The organism is Xylophilus sp. ASV27, from assembly GCF_016428875.1.
Classification (GTDB): domain Bacteria; phylum Pseudomonadota; class Gammaproteobacteria; order Burkholderiales; family Burkholderiaceae_C; genus Xylophilus.
In genome coordinates this window covers 1-22439 of record NZ_JAELTO010000036.1, presented here as the reverse complement: position 1 = coordinate 22439, position 22439 = coordinate 1, and the positions used below count along the sequence as shown (strand labels likewise).

19 protein-coding genes and 1 tRNA gene are annotated in these 22439 nt (G+C 65.6%); 4 read left to right on the top strand and 16 right to left on the bottom strand.

The features are described from left to right. Positions 1-241 precede the first annotated feature (241 nt). The 6 genes from JHD63_RS09790 to JHD63_RS09765 form a co-directional block, all read right to left on the bottom strand. Complete coding sequence (locus tag JHD63_RS09790; protein ID WP_198970560.1) at positions 242-1486, bottom strand: hypothetical protein; 1245 nt, start codon at positions 1484-1486, stop codon at positions 242-244. 12 nt (positions 1487-1498) lie between these two features. Continuing rightward, complete coding sequence (locus JHD63_RS09785; RefSeq protein WP_198970559.1) at positions 1499-2251, bottom strand: hypothetical protein; 753 nt, start codon at positions 2249-2251, stop codon at positions 1499-1501. 18 nt (positions 2252-2269) lie between these two features. Continuing rightward, complete coding sequence (locus tag JHD63_RS09780) at positions 2270-2839, bottom strand: hypothetical protein (protein WP_198970558.1); 570 nt, start codon at positions 2837-2839, stop codon at positions 2270-2272. Further along, positions 2836-3117: a DnaJ domain-containing protein gene (locus JHD63_RS09775; RefSeq protein ID WP_198970557.1), complete on the bottom strand. Its 282-nt coding sequence runs from the start codon at positions 3115-3117 to the stop codon at positions 2836-2838. Before JHD63_RS09775 ends, JHD63_RS09780 begins: the two co-directional genes overlap by 4 nt. Positions 3118-3220: 103 nt before the next feature. After that, positions 3221-3296, bottom strand: a tRNA-Asn gene (locus JHD63_RS09770). Between the two features lie 35 nt (positions 3297-3331). Further along, positions 3332-5473: a TonB-dependent siderophore receptor gene (locus tag JHD63_RS09765; protein WP_370590459.1), complete on the bottom strand. Its 2142-nt coding sequence runs from the start codon at positions 5471-5473 to the stop codon at positions 3332-3334. A 636-nt stretch (positions 5474-6109) separates the two neighbouring features. On the opposite strand from JHD63_RS09765, the gene JHD63_RS09760 reads away from it, so the two are divergent. From JHD63_RS09760 to JHD63_RS09745, 4 genes are all read left to right on the top strand, one after another. Beyond that, a complete protein-coding gene (locus JHD63_RS09760; protein ID WP_370590458.1) occupies positions 6110-7657 on the top strand; it encodes an ATP-dependent nuclease in 1548 nt (515 codons plus the stop codon). Continuing rightward, positions 7642-8673, top strand: a complete 1032-nt coding sequence (locus JHD63_RS09755) for an AAA family ATPase (protein ID WP_198970554.1) — start codon at positions 7642-7644, stop codon at positions 8671-8673. Before JHD63_RS09760 ends, JHD63_RS09755 begins: the two co-directional genes overlap by 16 nt. Before the next feature lie 176 nt (positions 8674-8849). Continuing rightward, on the top strand, positions 8850-10226 hold the full coding sequence (locus JHD63_RS09750; protein ID WP_198970553.1) for an ImmA/IrrE family metallo-endopeptidase: 1377 nt from the start codon (positions 8850-8852) through the stop codon (positions 10224-10226). Beyond that, positions 10123-11370 (top strand): beta family protein, encoded by a 1248-nt coding sequence (locus tag JHD63_RS09745; protein WP_370590457.1) that lies wholly within the window; start codon positions 10123-10125, stop codon positions 11368-11370. Before JHD63_RS09750 ends, JHD63_RS09745 begins: the two co-directional genes overlap by 104 nt. An 821-nt stretch (positions 11371-12191) precedes the next feature. On the opposite strand, the gene JHD63_RS09740 is transcribed toward JHD63_RS09745, so the two are convergent. The 10 genes from JHD63_RS09740 to JHD63_RS09695 all read right to left on the bottom strand — a co-directional run bounded on the left by JHD63_RS09740 (position 12192) and on the right by JHD63_RS09695 (position 22139). Next, positions 12192-13244, bottom strand: coding sequence for an NAD(P)/FAD-dependent oxidoreductase (locus JHD63_RS09740; RefSeq protein ID WP_198970551.1), 1053 nt, complete (start codon positions 13242-13244; stop codon positions 12192-12194). A 54-nt stretch (positions 13245-13298) separates the two neighbouring features. Beyond that, the gene (gene fdxA, locus JHD63_RS09735; protein ID WP_198970550.1) at positions 13299-13628 is read right to left on the bottom strand and encodes a ferredoxin FdxA; all 330 of its coding nucleotides are present in this window, start codon (positions 13626-13628) and stop codon (positions 13299-13301) included. A 60-nt stretch (positions 13629-13688) separates the two neighbouring features. Beyond that, positions 13689-15020 (bottom strand): sulfate adenylyltransferase subunit 1, encoded by a 1332-nt coding sequence (locus tag JHD63_RS09730; RefSeq protein ID WP_198970549.1) that lies wholly within the window; start codon positions 15018-15020, stop codon positions 13689-13691. A gap of 129 nt (positions 15021-15149) precedes the next feature. Next, positions 15150-16106: a sulfate adenylyltransferase subunit CysD gene (gene cysD, locus JHD63_RS09725; protein WP_198970578.1), complete on the bottom strand. Its 957-nt coding sequence runs from the start codon at positions 16104-16106 to the stop codon at positions 15150-15152. Positions 16107-16140: 34 nt separating this feature from the next. Continuing rightward, the gene (locus tag JHD63_RS09720) at positions 16141-16761 is read right to left on the bottom strand and encodes a phosphoadenosine phosphosulfate reductase domain-containing protein (protein ID WP_198970548.1); all 621 of its coding nucleotides are present in this window, start codon (positions 16759-16761) and stop codon (positions 16141-16143) included. Beyond that, on the bottom strand, positions 16758-17144 hold the full coding sequence (locus JHD63_RS09715) for a DUF934 domain-containing protein (RefSeq protein WP_198970547.1): 387 nt from the start codon (positions 17142-17144) through the stop codon (positions 16758-16760). Before JHD63_RS09715 ends, JHD63_RS09720 begins: the two co-directional genes overlap by 4 nt. A 19-nt stretch (positions 17145-17163) precedes the next feature. Then, a complete protein-coding gene (locus JHD63_RS09710; protein WP_198970546.1) occupies positions 17164-18954 on the bottom strand; it encodes a nitrite/sulfite reductase in 1791 nt (596 codons plus the stop codon). 357 nt (positions 18955-19311) lie between these two features. After that, positions 19312-20208, bottom strand: a complete 897-nt coding sequence (locus tag JHD63_RS09705; RefSeq protein WP_198970545.1) for a transglutaminase family protein — start codon at positions 20206-20208, stop codon at positions 19312-19314. A 73-nt stretch (positions 20209-20281) separates the two neighbouring features. Further along, on the bottom strand, positions 20282-21721 hold the full coding sequence (locus tag JHD63_RS09700) for an NAD(P)/FAD-dependent oxidoreductase (RefSeq protein WP_198970544.1): 1440 nt from the start codon (positions 21719-21721) through the stop codon (positions 20282-20284). A gap of 16 nt (positions 21722-21737) precedes the next feature. Continuing rightward, positions 21738-22139, bottom strand: a complete 402-nt coding sequence (locus tag JHD63_RS09695) for a nuclear transport factor 2 family protein (protein WP_198970543.1) — start codon at positions 22137-22139, stop codon at positions 21738-21740. Between the last annotated feature and the right edge of the window lie 300 nt (positions 22140-22439).

Below are 22439 nucleotides of genomic sequence, written 5' to 3'. Positions count from 1 at the left end.
GCAGCGCCCGCATCGACTGCCGGAAGTCCCGGCGGCAGTTGCCGTTCGGAAGCGGCGTCAGGAACGCTGGTGCAGCCAGTCCTGGGCCGTGGTGATCAGGGGTAGCGCAGCCCACGCCAGCATCAGTGCGATGGCCGCATAGAAGTAGAGGGTCATGGCGATCTCCTTGCTTGTCCATGTACGGTACACCCTGGCGGCGGGCCTGGCAAATGCGCGGGTAACAGGCGTCTATGTATCGCGCCTACGCTGCCACATTGCACTCCCGGCGCAGCAGGGCCAGGGCGTCGCGGAGCTGGTAGTCGAGGTCGCTGCGCAGCGTCCGCTCCGACTCCTGCAGGAAGCTGTGCCACATCCTGCGGTAGTCGTCCCGGTAGGCGCCGGGGGCGTGGCTGTCGATGAATGCCGTGGCCAGTTCGGGCTGCAGGCCGGTCCTGCGGATCTTGCGTACCAGGCTGGCGGCCGTCTTCTCGGTGAGCAGCGTCTTGCGCGGAGCGCCCGCCGCCAGGCACAGGAACAGCGTGAGCAGCGAGGGCTCGTCGTCGTGATCCTGCGTCAGCCGGAGCCAGGTCCGGCTGGGCGGCTGGGCGGGCGCGTCCTCTTCCAGCGCGTGGTGGTAGTGGTCGATCTCTGCCAGCGGGTCCTCCAGCAGGAAATAGCGGCCCCTGAATGCGGAGGTGGCGCGCAGCAGCGGGCGCATCGGCTGGCTGGCGTCGAGCAGCCTTGCCAGATCCGTTTGAACGCCGGGGAGCAGGGATTGGACCGTGTCCCGCAGAGGCTCTGGCAGCGCCGCTGGCAGGCTGAGCGTTGGGGCGGCCTTCTTTTTGCGCCAGGCCAGTACCATCTTTTCGAAGGCCGGGGCATTGGGCCACTCGGTGCCTTGGGGGGCCAGGGCAGGCAGCAGCAGCCCGGTGCGGATGACCGACTCGGCGTCGGCTCCCGCCTCTTCCAGGTCGCCGGCATCCAGGGCGAACGGCCGCACCAGCCAGAGCGCGGCTTCGATGGCCTGCCCGATTGCGCTGCGCCGCGCCAGTTCGGCCTGGTACTCGGCATGGCTGCGCAGCGACCACTGCGCCAGCAGCGCGGTCTGCGCATCGGCAACGCCCGACATGCCGAAGTGACTGCTCTCGGGCATGGCGATCAGGCGCTTGAGCATGTCCGAGCCGCCCTTGGAGCGCGACAGGAATGAATGCTCCTGCAGCGACTGTGCCGCCTTGTGCAGGTCGCCGCCGCAGCTCTCCTCGAGATAAAGGCTCACCAGGTTGACGATGCGCTCGCGGGCCTTCTCGAGTTCGGGGCGCAGGTACTCGCTGCCGAAGTGGCGGGCGATCTGCACCATGCCCTTGGGCGCCTCGTTGTTGAGCGCGTCCAGCCTGGCGGCGTCGATGAGGCCGTGCTGCAGGCCATAGGCCAGCGCCTTCTCGAAAAAGGGGCGGCCGTCGTGCAGCGACAGCGCCGATGAGGGGCGGGGGGAGGGGGACGTGGGCATGTGCGGACGTCGTCAGATGGCCGATTCCTCGTCGGACGCGCGCGCGGCGGGCGTGGCCTTGCCCCGGTCGGTGTCGGTGGTCTCGACCTTGCCGTCGTCCTCTTCCTCCGGCGCGTCGCCTTCGTCCAGGCCTTCGTCGTGCGCGCGGGCCTTGGCGCGCAGCACGAGCAGGGTTTCGATGAACAGGTCGCGGCATTCGTAGCGCAGCAGCCAGGCCAGTTGCATCCAGTCGCCGTCGGCCACCTCGTCCAGCGTGACGCGCGGCTGCACGTAGGCCGAGGCCATCAACTGCTCCTCCGACAGCATGGGGTCGTAGTCCTCCACGGCGTCGAAGCTGCCGGTGCGGGCGAAGGCCTCCACGCGGCTCCACTTTTCCGCGAAGTAGTTGGCCAGCGCCTCGCTGCCGCCCTCCAGGTCGCCGATGGCGTTGAGGAATTCCAGCGGATCGGCACCGTCGCGGAAGATCACCGCGTTGACCATGTTGCGCAGGTGGGTGTGGCTCAGGTCCTTGTACTGCTTCTCCAGCACCATGGCGCGGGCGAACTGTTCGGGTGTGACCAGCAGGTTGACGACCGAGGCCTTGGAGTCGTCGTACTCGCGCATCACGGCCAGGATGTCCTTGGGCGCCAGTTGGTCCAGTACCACCATGAGCGCGTTGTCGCCCTCGGTGTCGGCCAGTTCGGCCAGGGCCGATTCGGCGCCCACGATGTCGCCGGCGGCGATCAGGCTCTTGGTCTGGGTGATGAGTGCCAGGTGATGGTTCATATGCGTCTGCTGCCTCTGTCAGTCCTTGCGGTCAAATCCTTGGTCGGCCAGCCAGTCTGCGCCGGCCTCTTCGCGGGTGCGCCGGTCCTGCGGATCGCGCGCGTCGTCTGCGTCGAAGCGGCTGAAGTCGTCGTCGGCGCTGGTGTCGTCGCCGTCTTCTTCGGCGTCCGCCTCCTCCTGCGCGGGGGCAGGGGCCGGGCGTACGTGGTGGTAGAGGTACTCGAGCACGGCGGCCAGCGTCATGAAGCTGCTGCCGCCAGGCTCGCGCAGCACCGTCTGCGCTAGGCCCTGGGCCCAGGGTTCGAGCTGGATGCTGTCCTTCAGGCTGTCCCAGGCGGGCAGTTGCCCGGCGTGCAGGCCCAGGAGATGCTCCATCCTGGACGGGCCGGTGAAGCGAAAGCCCTGGTGGAAGACCACCGCCACCATCTCGGGGCTCAGTTCCATCATCTGCACCAGGAAGGCCATTTCATTGCGCTTCTGCGTCAGGCGCTGGCGCAGGACGTTCTTGTCCTCGGAGTCGAAACTCAGGTCCTCCAGCTCTGCCTGGTAAGCCGAGCGCAGGTCGCGAAAGTAGGGTGAGAGTTTCATGAAGGAAGGATGCTCTTGAAATACGAGTGCCAGATGTCCTGCGCCGTGGCCAGCGGGTCGTCCAGCAGGTTGCGGCGGCGGTTGCTGTCGTAGGCCTCGCGCTGTGCCGGGTCCGACAGCACCTCGTAGGCCTTCTGCACCGCCCGGAAGCGCTCCGCCGCGTTGGGGGAAGGGTTGCGGTCCGGATGGTGCAGCGATGCCTGCTGCCGGAAGGCCTTCTTGATGTCGGCCAGCGACGCGTGGCTGCTCACCCCCAGGGCGGCGTAGTGGTCTGTCATGGAACGAATGCAATGCAGCAGGTGGTGGACATGCGGATCGGCAAAAGAAAAAACCCGCTATGCAGAACATAGCGGGTTTTCCAGAGGCCTTGCGGCTTGTAGGTGGCTCCTCGACCTGGGCTCGAACCAGGGACCTACGGATTAACAGTCCGGCGCTCTACCGACTGAGCTATCGAGGAACAAGCCTCAGATTATATACAGAAAATTGCGGGTCTTAAAAGCTCGTGCTCAGAGCGATGCGAAAAGTCCGCGCCGCGCCCGGGTACAGGTAGACGTGGCCGTACTGGTAGGGCGACTCCTTCCAGTAGCGGCGGTCCAGCAGGTTGTCGATGCTGGCCCGCCAGCGCAGGGTGGTGCCCCCCAGCTTCTGCTCGTAGCGCAGGCCCGTGTCCAGGCGCGTCCAGCTCGGCAGTTCGATCGTGCCATCGGGCAGCACGTCGCGGCGGCCTTCATGCGACAGGCCGCCCACCAGTTCCAGGCCCGGCAGCGCCGCCACGTAGTAGCCCGCCTGCGCGCGCAGCGTGCGCTTGGGCACGTTGGTGGGCCGCTGGCCGTTGACCGACGGCTCGGCCGTGCTGCCCTGGCGCTTGGCGTCGAGCAGCATCACGCCGCCAGCCAGCCGCCAGGGGCCCTGCCGCCACTGGGCGCTGGCCTCCAGGCCCTGGTGGCGTGCATTGCCTTCATAGGCGCCTTCGCACGGCGTGATGCCCAGGCGGCTGCAGGCATCCAGGTTGGTCACCGGCCGCACGATGTGGAACCATGCCGCCTGCCAGGCCAGCGCCTCGTTGCCGCCCTTCATGCCCACTTCCCACTGGCGCGACTTGATCGCGGGCAGGGCCACGCCGGCATTGGTGTACTGCGAGGGCTTGTTGGGCACGATCTGCGACTCCACGCCCTGGCCGTAGCTGGCGTAGACGATGCGGCCCGGCGCCAGCGCGTAGCTGGCAGCCAGCCAGGGCGTGGTCAGGCCGGCGTCGTAGTCGGTCGGGCGCGTGCCATCGGTGCGCACGCTCTCGCGCGACAGGCGCGTGTGGCGCAGGCCGGCCCAGGTGGTGAAGCGCGGGTTCCAGCGGATCGCATCCTGCGCCGAGAACTCCAGCGAATGCTCGTCGCGGTTGGTGTTGGTGTCGTTCAGCGCCGGGTCCGCCGGCGTGAACAGCGTGCCGGCGACATTGCCGGTGCCGACGTAGTTGTAAGCCTGGTTCTGGAACCGGTTGCGCACGCGGCTGGCCAGTACGCCGAACGACAGGTCGTGCGCAACGCTGCCCGTCTGCGCATGGCCCTGCACCGTGAGGTTGGCAGCCTGCTGCAGCCGGCGCTCGTTGTCGCTGCGGAAGTCGTACAGGTCGTAGGTGCCGTCAGAGCAATAGCGGTCGTAGTTGCCCTCGGCGCTGCAGCCAAAGGGGTAGGCCAGCCGGTCATTGCTCTTGAGCCGCTGCTGCCCCAGCTGCGCGGACCAGCGCCAGCGGTCGTTCAGTGCCTGCTGGAAGCGCAGCGTGCCCGTCAGTGCCTCGAACACCGAAGGCTGCGACCAGGGCTGGTTGTTGAGGTTGATGCGCGGGTCCACCGGCGCGGGCAAGGTATTGCCCAGCAGGCTGAAGCCGGCCTGGCTGGGCTGGGATTTGCGGCTCCATTCCACCTCTGCCTCCAGCACCAAATCGCGGCTGATGCGCCAGTCGGTGGCCAGCGACAACAGGCTGCGCTCGCCGTCCAGGTTGTGCACCAGCGGCCGCAGGCGCTCCTGCGCAAGGTTCAGGCGGTAGCCGAACTCGCGGTCCACGCCAAAGCGCCCAGCCAGGTCCACCGCGCCCAGCAGGCTGCCGCGCGACGTGGTCTCCACGCGCACCTCGCGCAGGTCGTGCTCGGTCGGGCGCTTGACCACATAGTTGACCAGGCCGCCGGGCGCGCTGGTGCCGGCCTGGATGCCGCTGGTGCCCTTGAGGATCTCGATGCGCTCCTTGTTGTCGAGCGGGATCGTGGTCTCGGCGCTGATCGGCAGGCCTTCGCGCCGGTAGTTGAAGCGGTTGTCCAGCACGAAGCCGCGCACCGTAAGGAAGTCCCAGTAGCCGGGCGAGTTGTAGGCGTCGGTGACGGCCGGGTCGAACTGCGTCAGGTCCGCCAGCCGGCGCGCGCCGCTGGCCTGCAGCTGCGCCCGGTCGATCACGGTGGCAGACACCGGCACCTCCTGCAGCGGCAGATCGCCAAAGCCGGCAATGTCGGCCTGCGGCGCCGCGCGGCGATCGTCGATGGTTACGGCCTTGAGCGTGGGAGCTGTGTCGGGCGCGGTCTGGGCGGAAACGCCTGTTGCTGCGAAAACGAGAGCGGACAGCCCTTGCTGTACTTGGGCTAGGCCCACTTTTCTTTTAAATGCCACAACGTCATCCTTGGACGGTTGGGCAGGGCGAAGACGTGCGGGACGCGGGTGGCCATGAACGGCCCCGGTCAGAACATGCTTTCCCTGCGCGAGGATTACCTCAATCAGGTTCGAAGGGACTTTCTCAGTCGCCCCGCATCGCGCGGCAACACCCCCAGCGGCTGCGCGGCCTGGGCTGCGCAGTGGGGGGATTTTATGCGGTGGAGGGGTGGCGGCTGTTGGTTTGTGGCGCCGGGGGAGCGTTTTGTGGCGCGGGCCACGAGTGCCTTGTGGATGGGGTAGGGGCGAGGAGTCCGTTCGTCAGAAAGGCGTCGAGAGCTCGCGGCTATGGAGTGAGGTTTGTCGGCGGATTGAGATAGGGGGAAGGTGTATGTCTGCCTTGCAGCAGTTGCTGTCCGTCACGCATTCCGGATGGATGGCCGCTCTGGGAACCGTAACTGGCCAAGCATTCGCTGTAGCGTCGCCAAGCTGTTCGCGAACATCGTTGGGATTCACCGCGGATACCATCCTGGGCTGTGTAGATCCGATCGCGCGCTAAGCAGGGCGGCATTGCAAGCATTGCCGATTTAATTCGGTGCTGAATGGGAGAAAAAGGGCGTGGGGACAATACGGCGGTTGGTGCTCAAGAATTTCAAGCGCTTCAAGGCGCTGGAACTGGAATTCGATCCGGAACTGAACATCCTGGTCGGCGGCAACGAAGCCGGCAAGAGTTCGGTGCTGCAGGCCATTGACATTGTGTTGAGCGCCAGTCGCAGCAAGGTCAAGGGCATTGGGCTCGAAGCACTGTTCAACGCCGACTGCATCGCCGAGTTCCTCGCTGGCGCCAGGAAGATCGCCGACCTGCCCGAGCTGCTAATCGAGATCTATTTTGATGACCTGCAGGGCCGCCACGACCTGGATGGGCGCAACAACAGCAAGGGCGCAGACCACCTTGGCATCAAGATGGTGTGCAAGCCGGTCGACGAATACACGAAGGAGATCCAGGCCATTCTCGCGGAGAAGCATGAGAACTTCCCCTTCGAATACTACGGCGTGCATTTCCTGACGTTCACAGACGAGGCTGTCTTTCCGTACAAGAAGCCACTGCGGCACCTGTTGATCGACAGCTCGCTGATCAACAACGAGCACGCTACGCGCGAATACACGCGCTCGATGTATGCCGCGCATGCGAACGTTGCCCAGCGCAACCTGCACGGCTTCGAGTACCGTAAGGCCAAGGCGAAGTTCAAGGATGACGTCTTCAAGACGATGAACGACGGTCTGGATGCCTACAAGTTCGACGTCAGGACCAGCCCGAAGGCCAGCGTCGAGACCGACATCATCATCACCGAGGACGACATCCCGGTGGATAGCAAGGGCAAGGGCCGCCAGTGCTTCATCAAGACCGAGTTCGCGCTGCGCAACCGGGAGCATGCGCTTCACGTGCTGCTGCTGGAGGAGCCGGAGAACCATCTCAGCCAGGTGCATATGCGCAAGTTGATCGAGCGCATCCGGGCCTCCGTCAAGAAGCAGCTCTTTGTCGCCACTCACAGCAGCTTCATCGCCACGCGGCTGAATCTTCGGAAGGTCCTGATCCTGAGTGAGGAAAACCCGTCGCGGCCGGCGAGCCTGAAGGATCTCAGCCCGGGAACCGCCGAGTTCTTCATGAAGGCCCCCGACAACAACGTCCTGGAGCTCGCTTTGTGCAAAAAGGCGATCCTGGTCGAGGGCGACGCGGAGTTCATCCTGATGGAGGCGCTATACAAGATCAGCGCACCCGGGTGCAGCCTGGATGCCGACGGCATCCATGTGATCTCGGTCGATGGCACCAGCTTCAAGCGCTACCTCGAACTTGCCAAGCTGCTGGGCATCAAGGTGGCGGCGATCCGCGACAACGACAAGGACCATTCAGCCAACTGCGTCGCGAACTACGCGGGCCACGTGTCGGCATCCATCCAGGTCTTTGCGGATCCCGACAACACCCGCCATACCTTCGAGGTCTGCATGTACCAGGACAATCAGGTCGCCTGTGAGGATCTGTTCGCGGCGGGTCGCAAGAGCCTGAGCGTCGAGGACTACATGCTGAAGAACAAGACCGACGCCGCGTTCCAGCTACTGGAGAAGAAAGGCGCCACGCTGGTAGCCCCCAGCTACATCCAGCAGGCGGTGGCATGGATAAGAGCGTAGTCTTTGCGGTCGCCGGATCGGGCAAGACCACCCGCTTGGTCACTGCGCTGGACGAGGAGCGGCGCTTCCTGCTGGTCACGTATACCGAGGCCAACCACGACAACCTGCGTGCCAAGGTCATCGAGCGCTTTGGCTACCTGCCGCCCAACATCGCGATCTACACCTACTTCAGGTTCTTGCACAGCTTTTGCTACCGGCCGTTCCTGCGCTCCAAGAAGGATACGCGCGGCATCACCTTCAACACGCCCGAGCGGTTTCCTGTTTACCCCTTAACCGATGACCGGCGCTACATGTCATCCGGCCGCTGGCTCTATGCGAACCGCCTCGCCAAGTTCATCACGCAGTCCGGTCTGGTCGGTGCGGTGGTGGCCCGCATCGAGAAGTACTTCGACGTCTTCTTCGTCGACGAAGTACAGGATTTCGGCGGGCATGACTTCAACTTCCTGCTGGCAATCAGCGCGGCCCAGGTGACCATGAGCTTCGTCGGCGACTTCCACCAGCACACCTTCGATACGAGCCGTGACGGCAACGTCAATGCCAACCTGCATGAGAACTACGATGCCTACAAGAAGAAGTTCGAGCAGGCTCGATTGAAGGTCGATACCGACAGCCTCAAGCGCAGCCGTCGCTGCAGCAAGAGCGTCTGCGACTTCATCACGGCGAAGATAGGCATCGACATTCAGGCTCATGACGAGCGGGTCAGCGTCGTGCGCTTCGAGGACGACCCGGCAGCGGTGGCGGACCTCTACCGGAATCCCGGGATGGTGAAACTGTTCTACAAGGAGCACCAGAAGTACGGCTGCTTCTCCCAAAACTGGGGCGCGTCCAAGGGCATCGACCGTTACGAGGATGTGTGCGTGGTGCTCAATCCCGGCAACGTGAAAGCCTGGAACTTGGGCAGCTTCCGGGACATCAACCCGGAGACGCGCAACAAGCTTTACGTCGCTTGTTCCCGCGCAAGGGGCAACCTGACGTTCGTCCCGGAGGCCCTGCTGAAGGGCTACAAACGCTCCTGAGTGTTGCCACGCCGCGCGTGGGCCGCCGGCTTCTCCAGCGTAGTCGCCGCATCCATCACGCTGGCGCCTGCCCGCCGGAATTGTTCGGCTGCGCCGTAGGACCGAGCCGGCGCCGATCCCTGATATCCACTGGACGCCCGAGGACGACTGTGTCGGCCAGGACACCGAGGCGCGGCGTGAACCTCGGCTGCGGGGTTTTTGCCAGCAAGGGCATTGATTGGATCTACACAACATATTTGTTGTGTATACTTTGCCGCGTGCCTCCCAATACTGTTATCTCTACAGATCGCCAAGCGCGCGATCTCGAAGCCGAAATCGAGCGGATTTCGCACGCTCTGTCTTCTGAGCAGACCCTCAAGTCGATTATTGATGGATTGCCCGACCTTGCTATTGAAGGCATTCGCCGTTCACTGACAACCGAGAAGCGAGAGCTGTCGAAGAAGCTAGACGCCTATCGGCAAGCTCAGGCTGGCAACGCCGACTCTATGAAGGAATTGGCGGGCACCGACTTGGGTGACCTTCTGATTGTGGCCAGGCTAGCTCAGAACTGGAAGCAGAAGGACCTGGCCAGAAAGTTGGGCTTGCAGGAGCAAGCCATCCAGCGTTGGGAAGCGGACCGATACAGGAGCATCAACCTTGCGAATTACATGAAGGTGGCAAGAGCGCTTTCTGTTGAACTGTCAGCCCAGTTCCATTCTTCGCAGGTATCGAAATGGCTTCCGCCCCCAGACCTAAACCCTTCTGAGGTTCAAAAAGTCTTGAAGCATGCTCGCGCCCACGGCTGGCTCGATGGGCATGATTCGGACGAAGAAGACGCGAAGAAGCGCCTCATCCGATATGTTACAGAACACGTCGGGCGGTACGGCACTCCATCACTTCTGCGAACCGGTATTAACGTTAAGAACCATTCCGAAGATTGGGTCTTGCTGTCGTGGAAGGCGCAGGTCACTCGTCGTGCAGAAAGCATCATCGAGAATGAGCGCCTGTCTTATCGGCCGCTGGATGTGTCGTGGCTCAAAGAGCTGGCCAAACTCAGTGCCAAGGCCGATGGCCCCTTACAAGCGCAGGCGCTCTTGAGAGAGCACGGCATCGTGCTTGTTATCGAGAGAAACATCCCGGGCATGGAGGTCGATGGGGCCGCCTTCCTCGTGGAAAACATCCCTGTGATTGGGCTCACGCTCAGGCGGGACGCCTTGGACAACTTCTGGTTCACGCTGATGCACGAAGTGGCCCACGTGATCTTGCACTACAGAACAGGTCTCGCATCCGGGTTCTTCGATGACGTTGAGCACGTTGAGGTGGATGAATTCGAGCAGGAGGCGAACAAGTTTGCCTCCGATCTGCTGGTTCCTGAAGAGTTGTGGTCCCGCTCTCCGGCACGCATCGCAAAAGTCCCCGCGCCGATAGAAAATCTAGCCAAGCAACTCGGCATTGCGCCGGCTATTGTTTATGGGCGCATACGCTTCGAGCGGAAGAACTACGCCATCTTCTCCGACAAGATCGGGCGAGGCTCCGTCAAGAAACTTCTCCTACCTGAGGTATCAGATGCTTAATCGAAAGAAAGTGATCTATGTCCCGGCGCTTCGAATGAAGAAGGGGGAGCTTGAAGGGCTGTTCTGGTTGCGTGAGGATGTTGCCGATTGCATTATCCCGCTGCTGATCGTGCCGCCCGCCAAGGAGCGCGGTAGCTTAAGTCAGGAATCGCTCTTTGCTGCTGACAAATCCATTCCCGATGTGGGCGGCGTGCTGTCCAAGTATTGGGTACATCGCCAAGTCTTTGTAGATCCCCGGGTGCTTTTCAAGGAATACGGCGTTGACACGGCGGTTAACTGGCTTCCCGAACTGTTCAACCGTGCGCGTAACCTGGGCGTGCACGCTATTCCCTGCGCCGGCCTCGTCACGTTGGAGACGATGGGTGTAGCCGCCTTCAAGGCTGCGATCTCCGGCCGCGATGGATTGAAGTTCTGCCTAACGATCCAATTGGGTGACATGGCCGACCAGAACGTAGGCACCCGCGTTCAGGATGTACTGCAAGGCTTGGGTCTGAAGCCATCTGAGTGCGCGGTGATAGCTGATTTCACCGATTCGGATCTTTCAGAGCCGTCGGTCGTCGCGCCGATTATTCGCGGTGCGCTGGAGCAACTGCAAGGTTTCGGCCAGTGGCAGATGATCGTTTTCCTAGGAACGAACTACCCGGAGAAGAATCCGGCTAAGCCTGGCCAGACATTTACCTGCGCTCGCAATGAGTGGCACGCCTGGACGCAGGCTGTCCGGTTCGATCCGTCGACGGCGCAGCAGATGGTGTTTGGGGATTTTGCGGCGGACAGCGCCAAAATCGACTTCAAGGCAGGGCGTGCGCAACCGATTCGCCACAGCCGGTACACCACCGCAGCAGCCTGGCTAGTGGTCCGGGGAGAGGCCGAGGGCTCTGACTACGAGGTCATGAAAGATGTCTTCGAGCGGATCGTTACCAGCGAGGGATTCGCCGGGGCGGGGTTTTCCAATGCGGATGCGTATATCTATGACGTAGCTCGCAACAACTCTCCGAAGGCCGGCAACGCGACGACTTGGCGCCAAGTGAACACGGCGCACCACATCACGCAGGTCGTCGCTGATATCGCCACGGTGCGTAAGATCCCGATTTCCAAAATTCCGACTGCGCCTGCAGGAGTGCAGCAGGACTTGTTAGGCGTTTAACTTGCAAGATTTGCCAACTTCATATGGCTCTCGTGACGCCATCAATGCACGCCCTTGCAACAGGCTGCAGTACGGTCAGCGTACCTGGCAGCCATAGGGTGCGATGCTGAAATCGGCCTGCGCCAGACTTAGCCAATGCCCGATTCGATGAACCTTCGCGACTTGTGGCGGCAGGGTAAGGTGCCGGTCGTTTTCCGACGGGAGCGGCCAGCGCCACTTCTGGTGAAGATTCCCCTTGCCACGAACAACAAAGAGTGGATACGTGACGATCAAACTAGGAAGCCCGTATGGGACGCAGAACACAAAGCTTGGGAGGTTCCTCGTGCTTGGTTTGAGCGCACCGTCAAGTTGTGCCTTCGACGCTATCGCAGCTGCTACGTTGTGCAGCTTCACCGAGAGCGGCAGGTCTGCGCTCCAGCTTGCTGGGATGCGCTAGGGCTGGACTGTGAGTGTTCTTGCATGGGTGAGAACCATGGAGGCGGTAAGCCAGCCGGGCGTTGGTATGAACTCGATGAAACCTTTGCAGTATCTTGGGGCGTTCAGCGCTATGCCGTTCGCCTTCTGCGAAGCAAGAACGCGACTTAACAATATGCGGCGCCGACTAGTAGTTCGATGTCTGACGGTCTCTTCATCTAGATGCGGCTTGATCGCAATGGCCTCTTCCATGGGGGCAGGTCAGTTCAATGTCCGCTAAGGGCGATTGCCGTCCTTTGGACCATCCAAATCGAACGACCGCAACCAGCCTGAAGTAGTCACTCAGCGTGATGATGCGCGCCGAGTGGGGAGGTTACTGCTCCGCAGTAACTAAACGCCCTACACCGTCACTCAGACGGCGTAACCACCACCCCCAACACCTCATGCAAATGCGTACTAGTAGTCGTGTACTGCAACAGCACAGGCCGCTCCGGAAAAACCCGCCTAGCCACCCCAAACGCCGCCAGCGTGCATTCATGAAAAGCCGACAGGATCAGCTTCTTCTTGCCTGGATAGGTGTTGATATCGCCCACCGCGAAGATGCCTGGCACTTGGGTGGCGAAGCTTTCGGTATCCACGGGCACTTGTTTGCGTTCCAGCGCCAGGCCCCAGTCGGCGATGGGGCCCAGGCGGGGGCTCAGGCCCAGCAGCACGCAGAGGGCGTCGAGCGGCAGGGTTTGGGGCTGGCCTTCGGGGTCGAGTAGCTCCAGCGCGGCGAGGCGGCCGTCTTTGGTCTGGATGCCGTTGGGCTGGCCGGCCTGGAAGTGCAGGGCGCCGGCGTCGCAGCGGGCCTGGAACCGTGCGGCCAGTTCGGGCGTGGCCTGCAGTTGGGCGCGGCGGTGCACCAGGGTGACGGTGGCGCCGGCGTCGGCCAGGGCCAGGGCTTTTTCTACTGCCGGGTCGTCGCCGCCGGCCACGACGACGCGCTGGCCGGTGAAGGCTTTGGCATCGCGGACGTGGTGGAACAGCTGGGTGCCGGCGAAGGCGTCGAGGCCCTCGATCTTGAGCTTGCGAGGCGTGAAGGCGCCGACGCCCGCGGCGAGCAGGATGGTCTTGGCGATGAAGCGCGTGCCGGTGGAGGTCTGGAGGTCGAAGGCGCCGTCGTCCCGGGCGGCCAGCGCGGTTACCTCCTGCTCCAGGTGGAAGGTGGGAGCGAAGGGGGCGGCCTGGCGCTGCAGGTTGGCGACCAGTTCGCGGCCGGTGCAGACGGCGACCGAGGGGATGTCATAGATCGGTTTGTCGGGGTACAGCTCGATGCACTGGCCGCCGATGTAGGGCAGGGCGTCGACCACGTGGGCGCGGATGTCGAGCAGGCCCAGCTCGAAGGTCTGGAACAGGCCGGCGGGGCCGGCGCCGATGACCAGGGCGTCGGTGGTGATGGGGCTTTCGGAGGCGGTCATGGGCACCAAGAAAAACGGGAGGCTCATGGCCTCCCGTGGTACGGGGTCAGCGGATCAGCGGATCAGCTCGGAGAGCTTACCCGGCTTGTCCTTCCACTCGTCGGCGTCGGGCATCGGGGCCTTGCGCTTGGTGATGCTTTTCCAGCCGGCCGCCAGCGCCAGTTCGGCGTTGAGCTTGATGAATTCGAGCTGGTCGGCGGGCACGTCTTCCTCGGCGTAGATCGCATTGACCGGGCATTCGGGGATGCAGACGGCGCAGTCGATGCATTCGTCCGGGTCGATGACGAGGAAGTTGGGGCCTTCGCGGAAGCAGTCCACCGGGCACACGTCCACGCAATCGGTGTATTTGCACTTGATGCAGTTTTCGGTGACAACGTGGGTCATGGCTGTGTCGAGGTGGTACGGTGAAAACCCTGCATTTTAGACCGTGCGGGAATGTAGTATTTACTGAACCAGGACCGCGGCCGCGGTCTTGTGGCTGGCGGTGTCGACCAGGATCAGCGAGCCGAGCGCGCGGGCCTGGGCGAAGGGCCGGGCGGCGATCGGCTCCTGCAGCGTCAGTTCGATGTGGCCCAGGGCGTTGGCGGGCAGTTCGGCGGCGTCCTCGCAGGCCAGGGTCTGGATGTCCAGGCGGTCGATGATGCGCTTGACCTTGGCCTTGACCCAGCGGTGGCCGTGCAGCGCCCAGTAGAGGCGGCCGGGCACCAGCGGCTCGTCGTCGAGCCAGGCCACGGTGGCGCGGATCTCGCGCGCGGGCTCGAACGCGCCGGGCGCCAGCAGCCAGTCGCCGCGCGATACGTCCACCTCGCGGTCGAGCACGATGCCGGCGCTGTGGCCGGCGGCCACGTCCTCGGGCTGGCGCGCATGGTCCAGTACCTGGGCCACCTTGGCGCTCTGGCCGCCGGGCAGCACGGTGATCTGCTGGCCTGGCGCCACGCGGCCGGCGGCGACGCGGCCCCAGAAGGTGCGGCGGCCCTGCGAGGTGTCGGCCGAGGCCGGGAACTTCTCCACCCACTGCACCGGGAAGGCGAAGGGCTGGTCCCCATCGGCCGGGGTGTTGGGCAGGCCTTCGAGCAGTTGCAGCAGCGAAGGGCCCTGGTGGCCGGCCCAGCCCTCGTGCTGGGCATCGACCACGTTCCAGCCCTTGAGCGCGGACACCGGCACGGTGGCCACGGAGTCGATGCCGGCCGCCTGCGTGAAGGCTTGCAGCGCGGCGCGGATGCGGCGGAAGGCCGTGGCGGCGTCGGCCACCGCATCGAGCTTGTTGACGGCGAACACGATGGAGGGCACGCGCAGCAGGTGCGCCAGCAGCGTGTGGCGGCGGGTCTGCGGCAGCAGGCCGCCGGTTTCCTCGGTGGCGGCCCAGTGCAGCTTGGTGGCGTCGACCAGCACCACGGCGGCGTCGGCGCTGGAGGCGGCGGTGACCATGTTGCGGGTGTACTGCTCATGGCCGGGCGCGTCGCCGATGATGAACTTGCGCCGCGCCGTGGCGAAGTAGCGGTAGGCCACGTCGATGGTGATGCCCTGCTCGCGCTCGGCCGACAGGCCATCGGTCAGCAGCGCCAGGTCCACCTCGCCGTTGCGGTGCACGCCGGCCAACTGGTCCTGCAGCACGGTCTTGCTGTCCACCAGCAACCGGCCGATCAGCGTGCTCTTGCCATCGTCCACGCTGCCGCAGGTGATGAAACGCAGCGCCGCCGCATGTTCGGCATCATTTTGGCCCGTAGCCCAGGAAGTACCTGGGCTATTAGCTATGGTATTTGTAGCGTTTCTCATATCGTAGTAATCCAAGAAAAAGTGCGCGGCCCCATCCCAGGGGCACCGCGGATCCGGCTCCGCCGGTCCGCCGGTGCCGCCCCCGGAAGGGGGCGGGCGAAGACACGAAGTGCGCAGCCTGGGGGCGAGTCAGAAATACCCGTCCTTCTTGCGCTTCTCCATGGAAGCCTCGGAGGTCTTGTCGTCCATGCGCGTGGCGCCGCGCTCGCTGACGTCGGCGGCCAGCGTTTCCACCACGACGTCGGCGGCGTTGGCGGCGGTGCTCTCGACCGGGCAGGTGCAGGTGATGTCGCCCACGGTGCGAAAGCGCACGTCGCGCGTCTGCACCGTTTCACCTTCGCGCGGGGGCGTGAGTGCGGTCACCGGCACCAGCAGGCCCTTGCGCTCGACGACCTGGCGCGGGTGGGTGTAGTAGAGCGAGGGCAGGGCGATCTGCTCGCGGTCGATGTACTGCCACACGTCCAGTTCGGTCCAGTTGCTGATCGGGAACACGCGGAAGTGCTCGCCGGGCGCGAGCCGGGTGTTGAACAGCGTCCACAGTTCGGGCCGCTGGGCCTTGGGCTGCCATTGGCCGAAGCTGTCGCGGTGGCTGAAGATGCGCTCCTTGGCGCGCGCCTTTTCCTCGTCGCGGCGGGCGCCGCCGATCAGCGCGTCGAAGCGGAACTCCTCGATGGCTTCGAGCAGCGTGACCGACTGGTGCACGTTGCGCGATTCGCCCGGATGCGCCAGGCGCACGGTGCCGCGCCGCATCGAGTCTTCCACGCTGCGCACGATCAGCTCGGCGCCCAGTTCCCCGGCGCGGAAGTCGCGGAAATCGGTCACTTCGGGGAAGTTGTGGCCGGTGTCGATCATCAGCAGCGGGTAGGGGATGCGGCCCCGGCCGAAGGCCTTCTCGGCGCACTTGAGCAGCACCAGCGAGTCCTTGCCGCCGGAGAACAGCAGGGTCGGGCGCTCGAAGGCTGCGGCCACTTCGCGCAGCACGAAGATGGCTTCTTCTTCCAGCGCGTCGAGGTGGGTGTTGGACAGGCGGGCCGACGCCTGCGTCGTCGCGGCCAGTTGCAGTTCGGAGTCGTTGCGGGCGTTCATCTTGGCGGTGGAAAAGGGCAAGGAGGTGAGGTCTTCAGTGCGCAAGGTGCAAGCCGCATTCGCGCTGGTCTTCGCCCTTGGTCGGGTCCACGTAGTCGAAGTTGTTGGGCAGGCCGTGCACCTCGCAGTAGTGATAGAGGTCTTTTGACGACCAATGCAGCAGCGGGGCGACCTTGATCAGGCCGTCGGGGTTGATGCTGACCGGCTCCATCTGGGCGCGCACCGCGGTGTCGGTGGCGCGCAGGGCGGTGAACCAGACCTTGGGCGCGGTCTCGCGCAGGGCGCGGGCGAAGGGCTCGAGCTTGACCTCTTCGGTGAAGGCCGCGTGGCGCGGGTCGTCCAGCGCGGGCGTCGGGCCGTCTACCGCCTCGCGGTGCGCGCGCGAGCGGCGCGGCAGGTAGATGCGCAGGTCCAGCCGCAGCCGCTTCGTCACCTCGTCGGCGAAGCGGTAGGTGGCCTCGGTGTTGTAGCCGTTGTCCATCCAGACCACCGGCACGTCGGCCTTGGCGCGCGTGACCATGTGCAGGATCACGGCCTCGAACGGGCGGAAGTTGGTGGTGACGATGGCGGGCCGGCCCAGCGCGATGGCCCAGTCCACCAGGCCCTGCGCGTTGCGGCCGAGGCCGGCGTTGACCTGCGCGAGATCGATGCTCATGCCGTCTCGGCCTCCTTGAAATGCGGCTGCACGTGCACCGCGTCGCCCTGGTAGAAGGCGCCGAAGCGGTCGAACTGGCGCTGCGCGTCGGCCGCGTCCACGCCCTCGCGCAGCACCGCCACGCTGAAGCCGGTGCGGGCCATCTGCACCAACTGGTCGATCAGCACGTCGCCGGTGGCGCGGATCTCGCCCGCAAAGCCGCGGCGGCGGCGCAGCAGGAAGGCCTGGCTGTAGGCGCGGCCGTCGGTGAACTTGGGGAACACCAGGTCGATGCGCCGGATGCCGTCGAGCGGCACCTCCAGCGGATCGGCGTCGTTGGGCAGTCGCAGCAGCGAGGCATCGTCGGCGGCGGCGCTGTGCTCGTGGGCGGCAATGATCTTCATGAACATCTCTCCGGGCGGCTCAGGCCGCTTCCTCCACCTTGAAGCGCGCGCCGTTGGCGGCGGCCTTGAAGGGCTCGGCGCCGATGCGGCGCAACGTGTCGATGAAGGTCTCGTGGCGGCCGTCCACCGTCTGGCGGGTGTCGCGGTAAGTGTTGAGCACGGCCTCGATCACCTCGGGCACTTCGGCCGCGGAGAACGAGGGGCCGACCACCTTGCCGGCCTGCGGCGCGCCCGACAGGCCGGAGCCGTCGGAGCCGCCCAGCGTGATCTGGTACCACTCCTTGCCGTCCTTGTCGACGCCCAGGATGCCGATGTGGCCGCTGTGGTGGTGGCCGCAGCTGTTGATGCAGCCGCTGATGTGCAGGTCGATCTCGCCCAGGTCGTCGAGCTCGTCCAGGTCCTGGTAGCGCTCGGTGATGGCTTCGGCGATCGGTATCGAGCGCGCATTGGCCAGCGCGCAGAAGTCGCCGCCGGGGCAGGCGATCATGTCGGTCAGCAGGTGCACGTTGGCGCTGGCCAAGCCGGCGGCGCTGGCTTCCTTCCAGAGCGCATGCAGGTCTTCGGCACGCACCCAGGGCAGCAGCAGGTTCTGGTCGTGCGTGACGCGGGCTTCGCCGGCGCTGAAGCGCTCGGCCAGGCCGGCGGCGATGTCGAGCTGGTCGGCCGTGGCATCGCCCGGCGCCTGCAGCCGGCGCTTGAAGGACAGCGTGACCGCGCGCAGCGCCGGGTTCCGGTGCGGCGCCACGTTGCGCTGCAGCCAGCGCGCGAACATCGGCTCGGCGTCCGCGGCGCGGCGCAGGGCGGCGTCGATCTGCTCGGCGTTGGCGCCGCGGCCGGGCTGGAGCGCGGGCGGCACGAAGGAGGCGGCCACGCGCTCGTACTCGGCCTGGGTGATGGTGTGCGGCGCGCCGTCATGCTCGGTGATCTGGCGGTACTCGGCCTCGACGTCGTCGATGTAGCGCTGGCCCTCGGCCTTCACCAGGATCTTGATGCGCGCCTTGTAGATGTTGTCGCGGCGGCCGTAGCGGTTGTAGACCCGCACCACGGCTTCGAGGTAATTCATGATCTGGTTCCAGGGCAGGAACTCGCGCAGCACGGTGCCGATGATCGGCGTGCGGCCCATGCCGCCGCCCACCTGCACCCGAAAGCCCAGTTCGCCGGCCTCGTTCCTGAGCAGATGCAGGCCCACGTCATGCCAGCCGGTGGCGGCGCGGTCTTCGCGGGCACCGGTGATGGCGATCTTGAACTTGCGCGGCAGGAAGGCGAACTCAGGGTGCAGCGTGCTCCACTGCCGCATGATCTCGGCGAAGGGGCGCGGGTCGGCGATCTCGTCGGCGGCGATGCCGGCGCGCTCGTCGCTGGTGATGTTGCGGATGCAGTTGCCGCTGGTCTGGATGCCGTGCATGTCGACCGAGGCCAGCAGGTCCATCACGTCGGCGCTTCTTGACAGCGGAATCCAGTTGAACTGCACGTTCTGGCGCGTGGTGAAGTGCGCGCAGTGCGTCGGCAGCGTCTGCGTGCCGAGCGCGCCCTGGGTTTCCATCGCCTTGCGGTAAACGTCGGCCTCGGGCTCGTCGTACTCGCGTGCGATCCTGGCCAGCACGCGCAACTGGCGGCTGGACAATTCGCCATAGGGCACGGCCACGCGCAGCATCGGCGCGTAGCGCTGCACGTACCAGCCGTTCTGCAGCCGCAGCGGGCGGAACTCGTCCTCGGCCAGCTTGCCGGCCTGCCAGCGTTCGAGCTGGTCGCGGAACTGGGCGGCGCGCTGGTGCACGAACTGGCGGTCGAAATCTGTGTATTGGTACATCGTGTGGAGAGGGGCCTGGGGCGAGCAGGACCCGCCATTGCGCGAAGGCGCCACTCTAGGGCCGCACCTTATGAAGCCCAACTATTTTTTGGTTCGCGTCTTATGCGGATAAGCTTATTTCCCAGCATCCATGCGGGTTGCGGGGCGATGCGGTGCCTGTTCCGGATAAGCCGGCTCGGAGTGGGATGGCGGTCTGGGCAACGCTGAACAAATCCCTCGCGTGTCGCGCATCCCTGCCGTGGGCGGTCTGCGGCGTTGCAAATCCTCGTCATGGCGGCGGCCATGGCTGCGGTTTGCGCCTTGCATCCCATCCCACACCAGGGCGCGCGCCAGCGCGGGGACTTATCCAGCGTTGCCTTAATCGCGCCGGCGCGTCACCCGCACCGTCGCCTCCAGGCCCAGGTAGGCCTCGCGCTTGCCGAACCAGCTTCCGCTGATCGGCGCGGCCTGCGCCGGGTCGCGCGCGACGCCGACGCGGATCAACTGGCCGCCGCCCATGAGGTTGTTGGTCGGGTCGAAGGCGACCCAACCGGCGCCCGGCAGGTAGGCCTGCAGCCAGGCGTGGGTGGTGCCGGCGCCGGTCACGGCCCCGCCGCCGTCGGGCGCCGTGCTGTCCAGCGCGTCGTCGTAGATGTAGCCCGAGACGAAGCGCGTGGCTACGCCCAGGCGGCGCGCGGCTTCCATCATGAGCAGCGCGTAGTCGCGGCAACTGCCGCTGCCCCGGGCCAGCGTCTCCAGGGGCGTCTGCGTGCCTTCCTCGTCGCGCGCGGCGTAGCGCAGGCTCTGGCCGATGTGCGCATTCATGCGCGTGAGCACCTCGCGCGTGCTGTTGGGCCTGTCGTGGGCCAGGAACTGGTGCGCCCAGCGGATCAGCGTGCCGTCCGGGTCGTCGTGGTGCGGGCGCAGGTAGTGTTCGAGGTCCAGCCGCTCCTGCACCGAGTAGGCGAACGGCAGGAACTCGGCGGCCGGCTCCAGTTCGAGCTCGTCCAGCGGCGTGGGCACGTACTCGATGGTGAAGGCGCAGACGATGCGCAGCTCCGCGGCCTCTTCCAGCGGCTGCACCAGCGCGATCGAGTTGGAGTGCGGATCCTGGATCATGCGCACCTGCGCCGCGGGGCTGACCTCCAGGTCGGTCGCCAGCACCCGCAGGTCATGGCTGTCGCGCGGGCGGAACATCACGCGGTGCAGGCCGAAGCGCACTGGCACGCTGTAGCGGTAGACGGTGGTGTGGAGGATGTCGTAGCGTAGGGACATGGCGCGGATTGTCGCTCCGCGCCCTCGCGCCGGCGCCCATGCACGCATCCAGCCCGGATGCGCGGCACGCGGCTCACTTCTCGTCGCGCAGCCAGTACCACTTGTAGAGCACGCGCTGGCCCAGCCGGCGGAAGGGCGCGAAGGCCGGGGACTCGACCAGGCCTAGCACGTTGGGGAAGGGCAGGGGCGACCTGTAGATCGGCAGCTCGAACACCTCATGCCCGCCGTCCTTGCCGGCCAGGCGCTCGGCCAGGCGCTTGCCGGCCCAGGTCGAGAAGGACACGCCGTTGCCGCCATAGCCCACGGCGTACCAGATCTTCTTGGCCGCATCGGGCTGGGTGATGCGCGGCATCATGTCGTGGCTCACGTCGACCCAGCCCCACCAGGAGTAGTCGATGCGGATGCCGGCCAGCGGCGGGAACTTGCGCGCGATGGCGTCGGTGAGCAGCTTCAGGTGCGCCGGGTCCTCGGCGTCGGCGCCGCTCACCGAACTGCGGCTGCCCAGTTGCAGCCGGTTGCCCTTGAGCAGCCGGTAGTAGAAGCGCAGGGTGCGCGTGTCGGTGAGGAAGGTGAGCGACTTGAAGTTGGTGGCCCGCAGTTCGGCCTCGGTCAGCGGCCGGGTCACGACCGAGTTCGACAGGATCGGCATGACCCGGTTCTTGAGCAGCGGGTTCAGCGCCTGGCCGGTGTAGCCGCCGGTGCACACCGCCACGCGCCGCGCGCGCACCGTGCCGCCGGGCGTGCGCAGGTGGTGCACGCCCTCGACCGTGTGCCAGCCCTGCACCGGGCTGGCGGTGTGCACCTTCACGCCCAGCGCGCGCGCCTTGCGCATCAGGCCGAAGGTGAACTTCAGCGGGTGGATGCCCACGCCCTCGGGTTCGAACATGGCGCCCGCGGTCTCGCGCTCGTCGCAGTAGTCGCGCCGCACCTCCTCGGCGCTGAGCATGCGCGTGCGGTAGCCGAACTGCTCGCGCATCAGGCGCGCCTCGGCCTCCAGGCCGGCGAGTTTTTCGGGCCGGTGGGCCAGGTACAGGTGGCCGCCGTCGTGGGCGTCGCAGTCGATCTGCGTGGTCAACTGCCTGAAGTTTTCGAAGCCGCGGCGGATCTCCGCGTCGAGTCGCTTGGCCACGTCCGGGCCCCAGCGCTCGATCCACTGCGAGCGCTTGAGCCGCCCGCTGGCGTTCTGTCCCTGGCCGCCGCTGCGGCTGGAGCAGCCCCAGGAGGCCTGGTTGGCTTCCAGCACCGTGGCCTGGATGCCATGCTCCTGCGCCAGGTAGAGCGCGGCGGCCATGCCGGTGGAGCCCGAGCCGATGATGGCCACGTCGACGTCGATGTCGCGCAGCACCGGGCCGTCGTCCTCGGGCGGCGTGCCGGCGCTGGCGACCCAGTAGCTGGGCGCGTAGGCGCGGCCGGTGCCCGGGTCGGGCGCCACCAGCGGGTCGTAGCGCGGGTCGTACGGCTTGCCGGCGGCGGGCTGCGCGGCGGTGAGGGGGGCGGTGCTGGTCATCGTCATGGAGGCTTCCTCGGGGCTAGCGGGCGGCAGGCAGGTTGGGGCGCACCTTGCGGAACACGTTCTTGAGGGCGATCTTCCCGTCCTTGAAGGTGAAGACGTCGATGCCGTCGACCTCGATGCGGCCGCCGTCGGCCGCGGTGCCGGTGAAGGTCCATTGCGAGGTGCCGAAGTCGCCCTGCACGAAGTGCCGGCCGTTGGTCCATTGCGCGTCCGGCACCGCTTCCCAGGCGGACGCGAAGGCATTGCGCACCGCCGCGCTGCCGCTGTGGCGGGTGCCGCAGGCGTCGGGGCCGGCGGCGGTCTGGAACACGCAGTCCTCGGTCATGAAGCCCATGAGGGCGTCGATGTCGTGGCGGTTCCAGGCGTCGGTGAAGGCCGCCAGGGTGGCGGTGGTCACGGGTTCGGGGGATGCTGGCACGGAAACTCCTGGTAGTGAATGGGCAGAAGCGTAGAGAGCCTGCGCGCGCCGCGATAGGGCCAGATGCGGGGTTTCGACCGAGCCAGTGCGCTGCGCGGACGCTGGCGCGGCGGGCCAGGCCTTGTGCGGCAGTTTTCAAAAAAGAAGTGCCTGTAGCCCAGGCATTGTCTGGCCAGGGCAATCGCATCTAAATCCAAGCGAAACTAAAGCGCTGAAACAACCCTCCTAGCGCAGCCCCGATGAACCTACTGCACCACCTGCAGAGCATCTCCGACCCCCGAAGCCACCGCACGCGTCGCC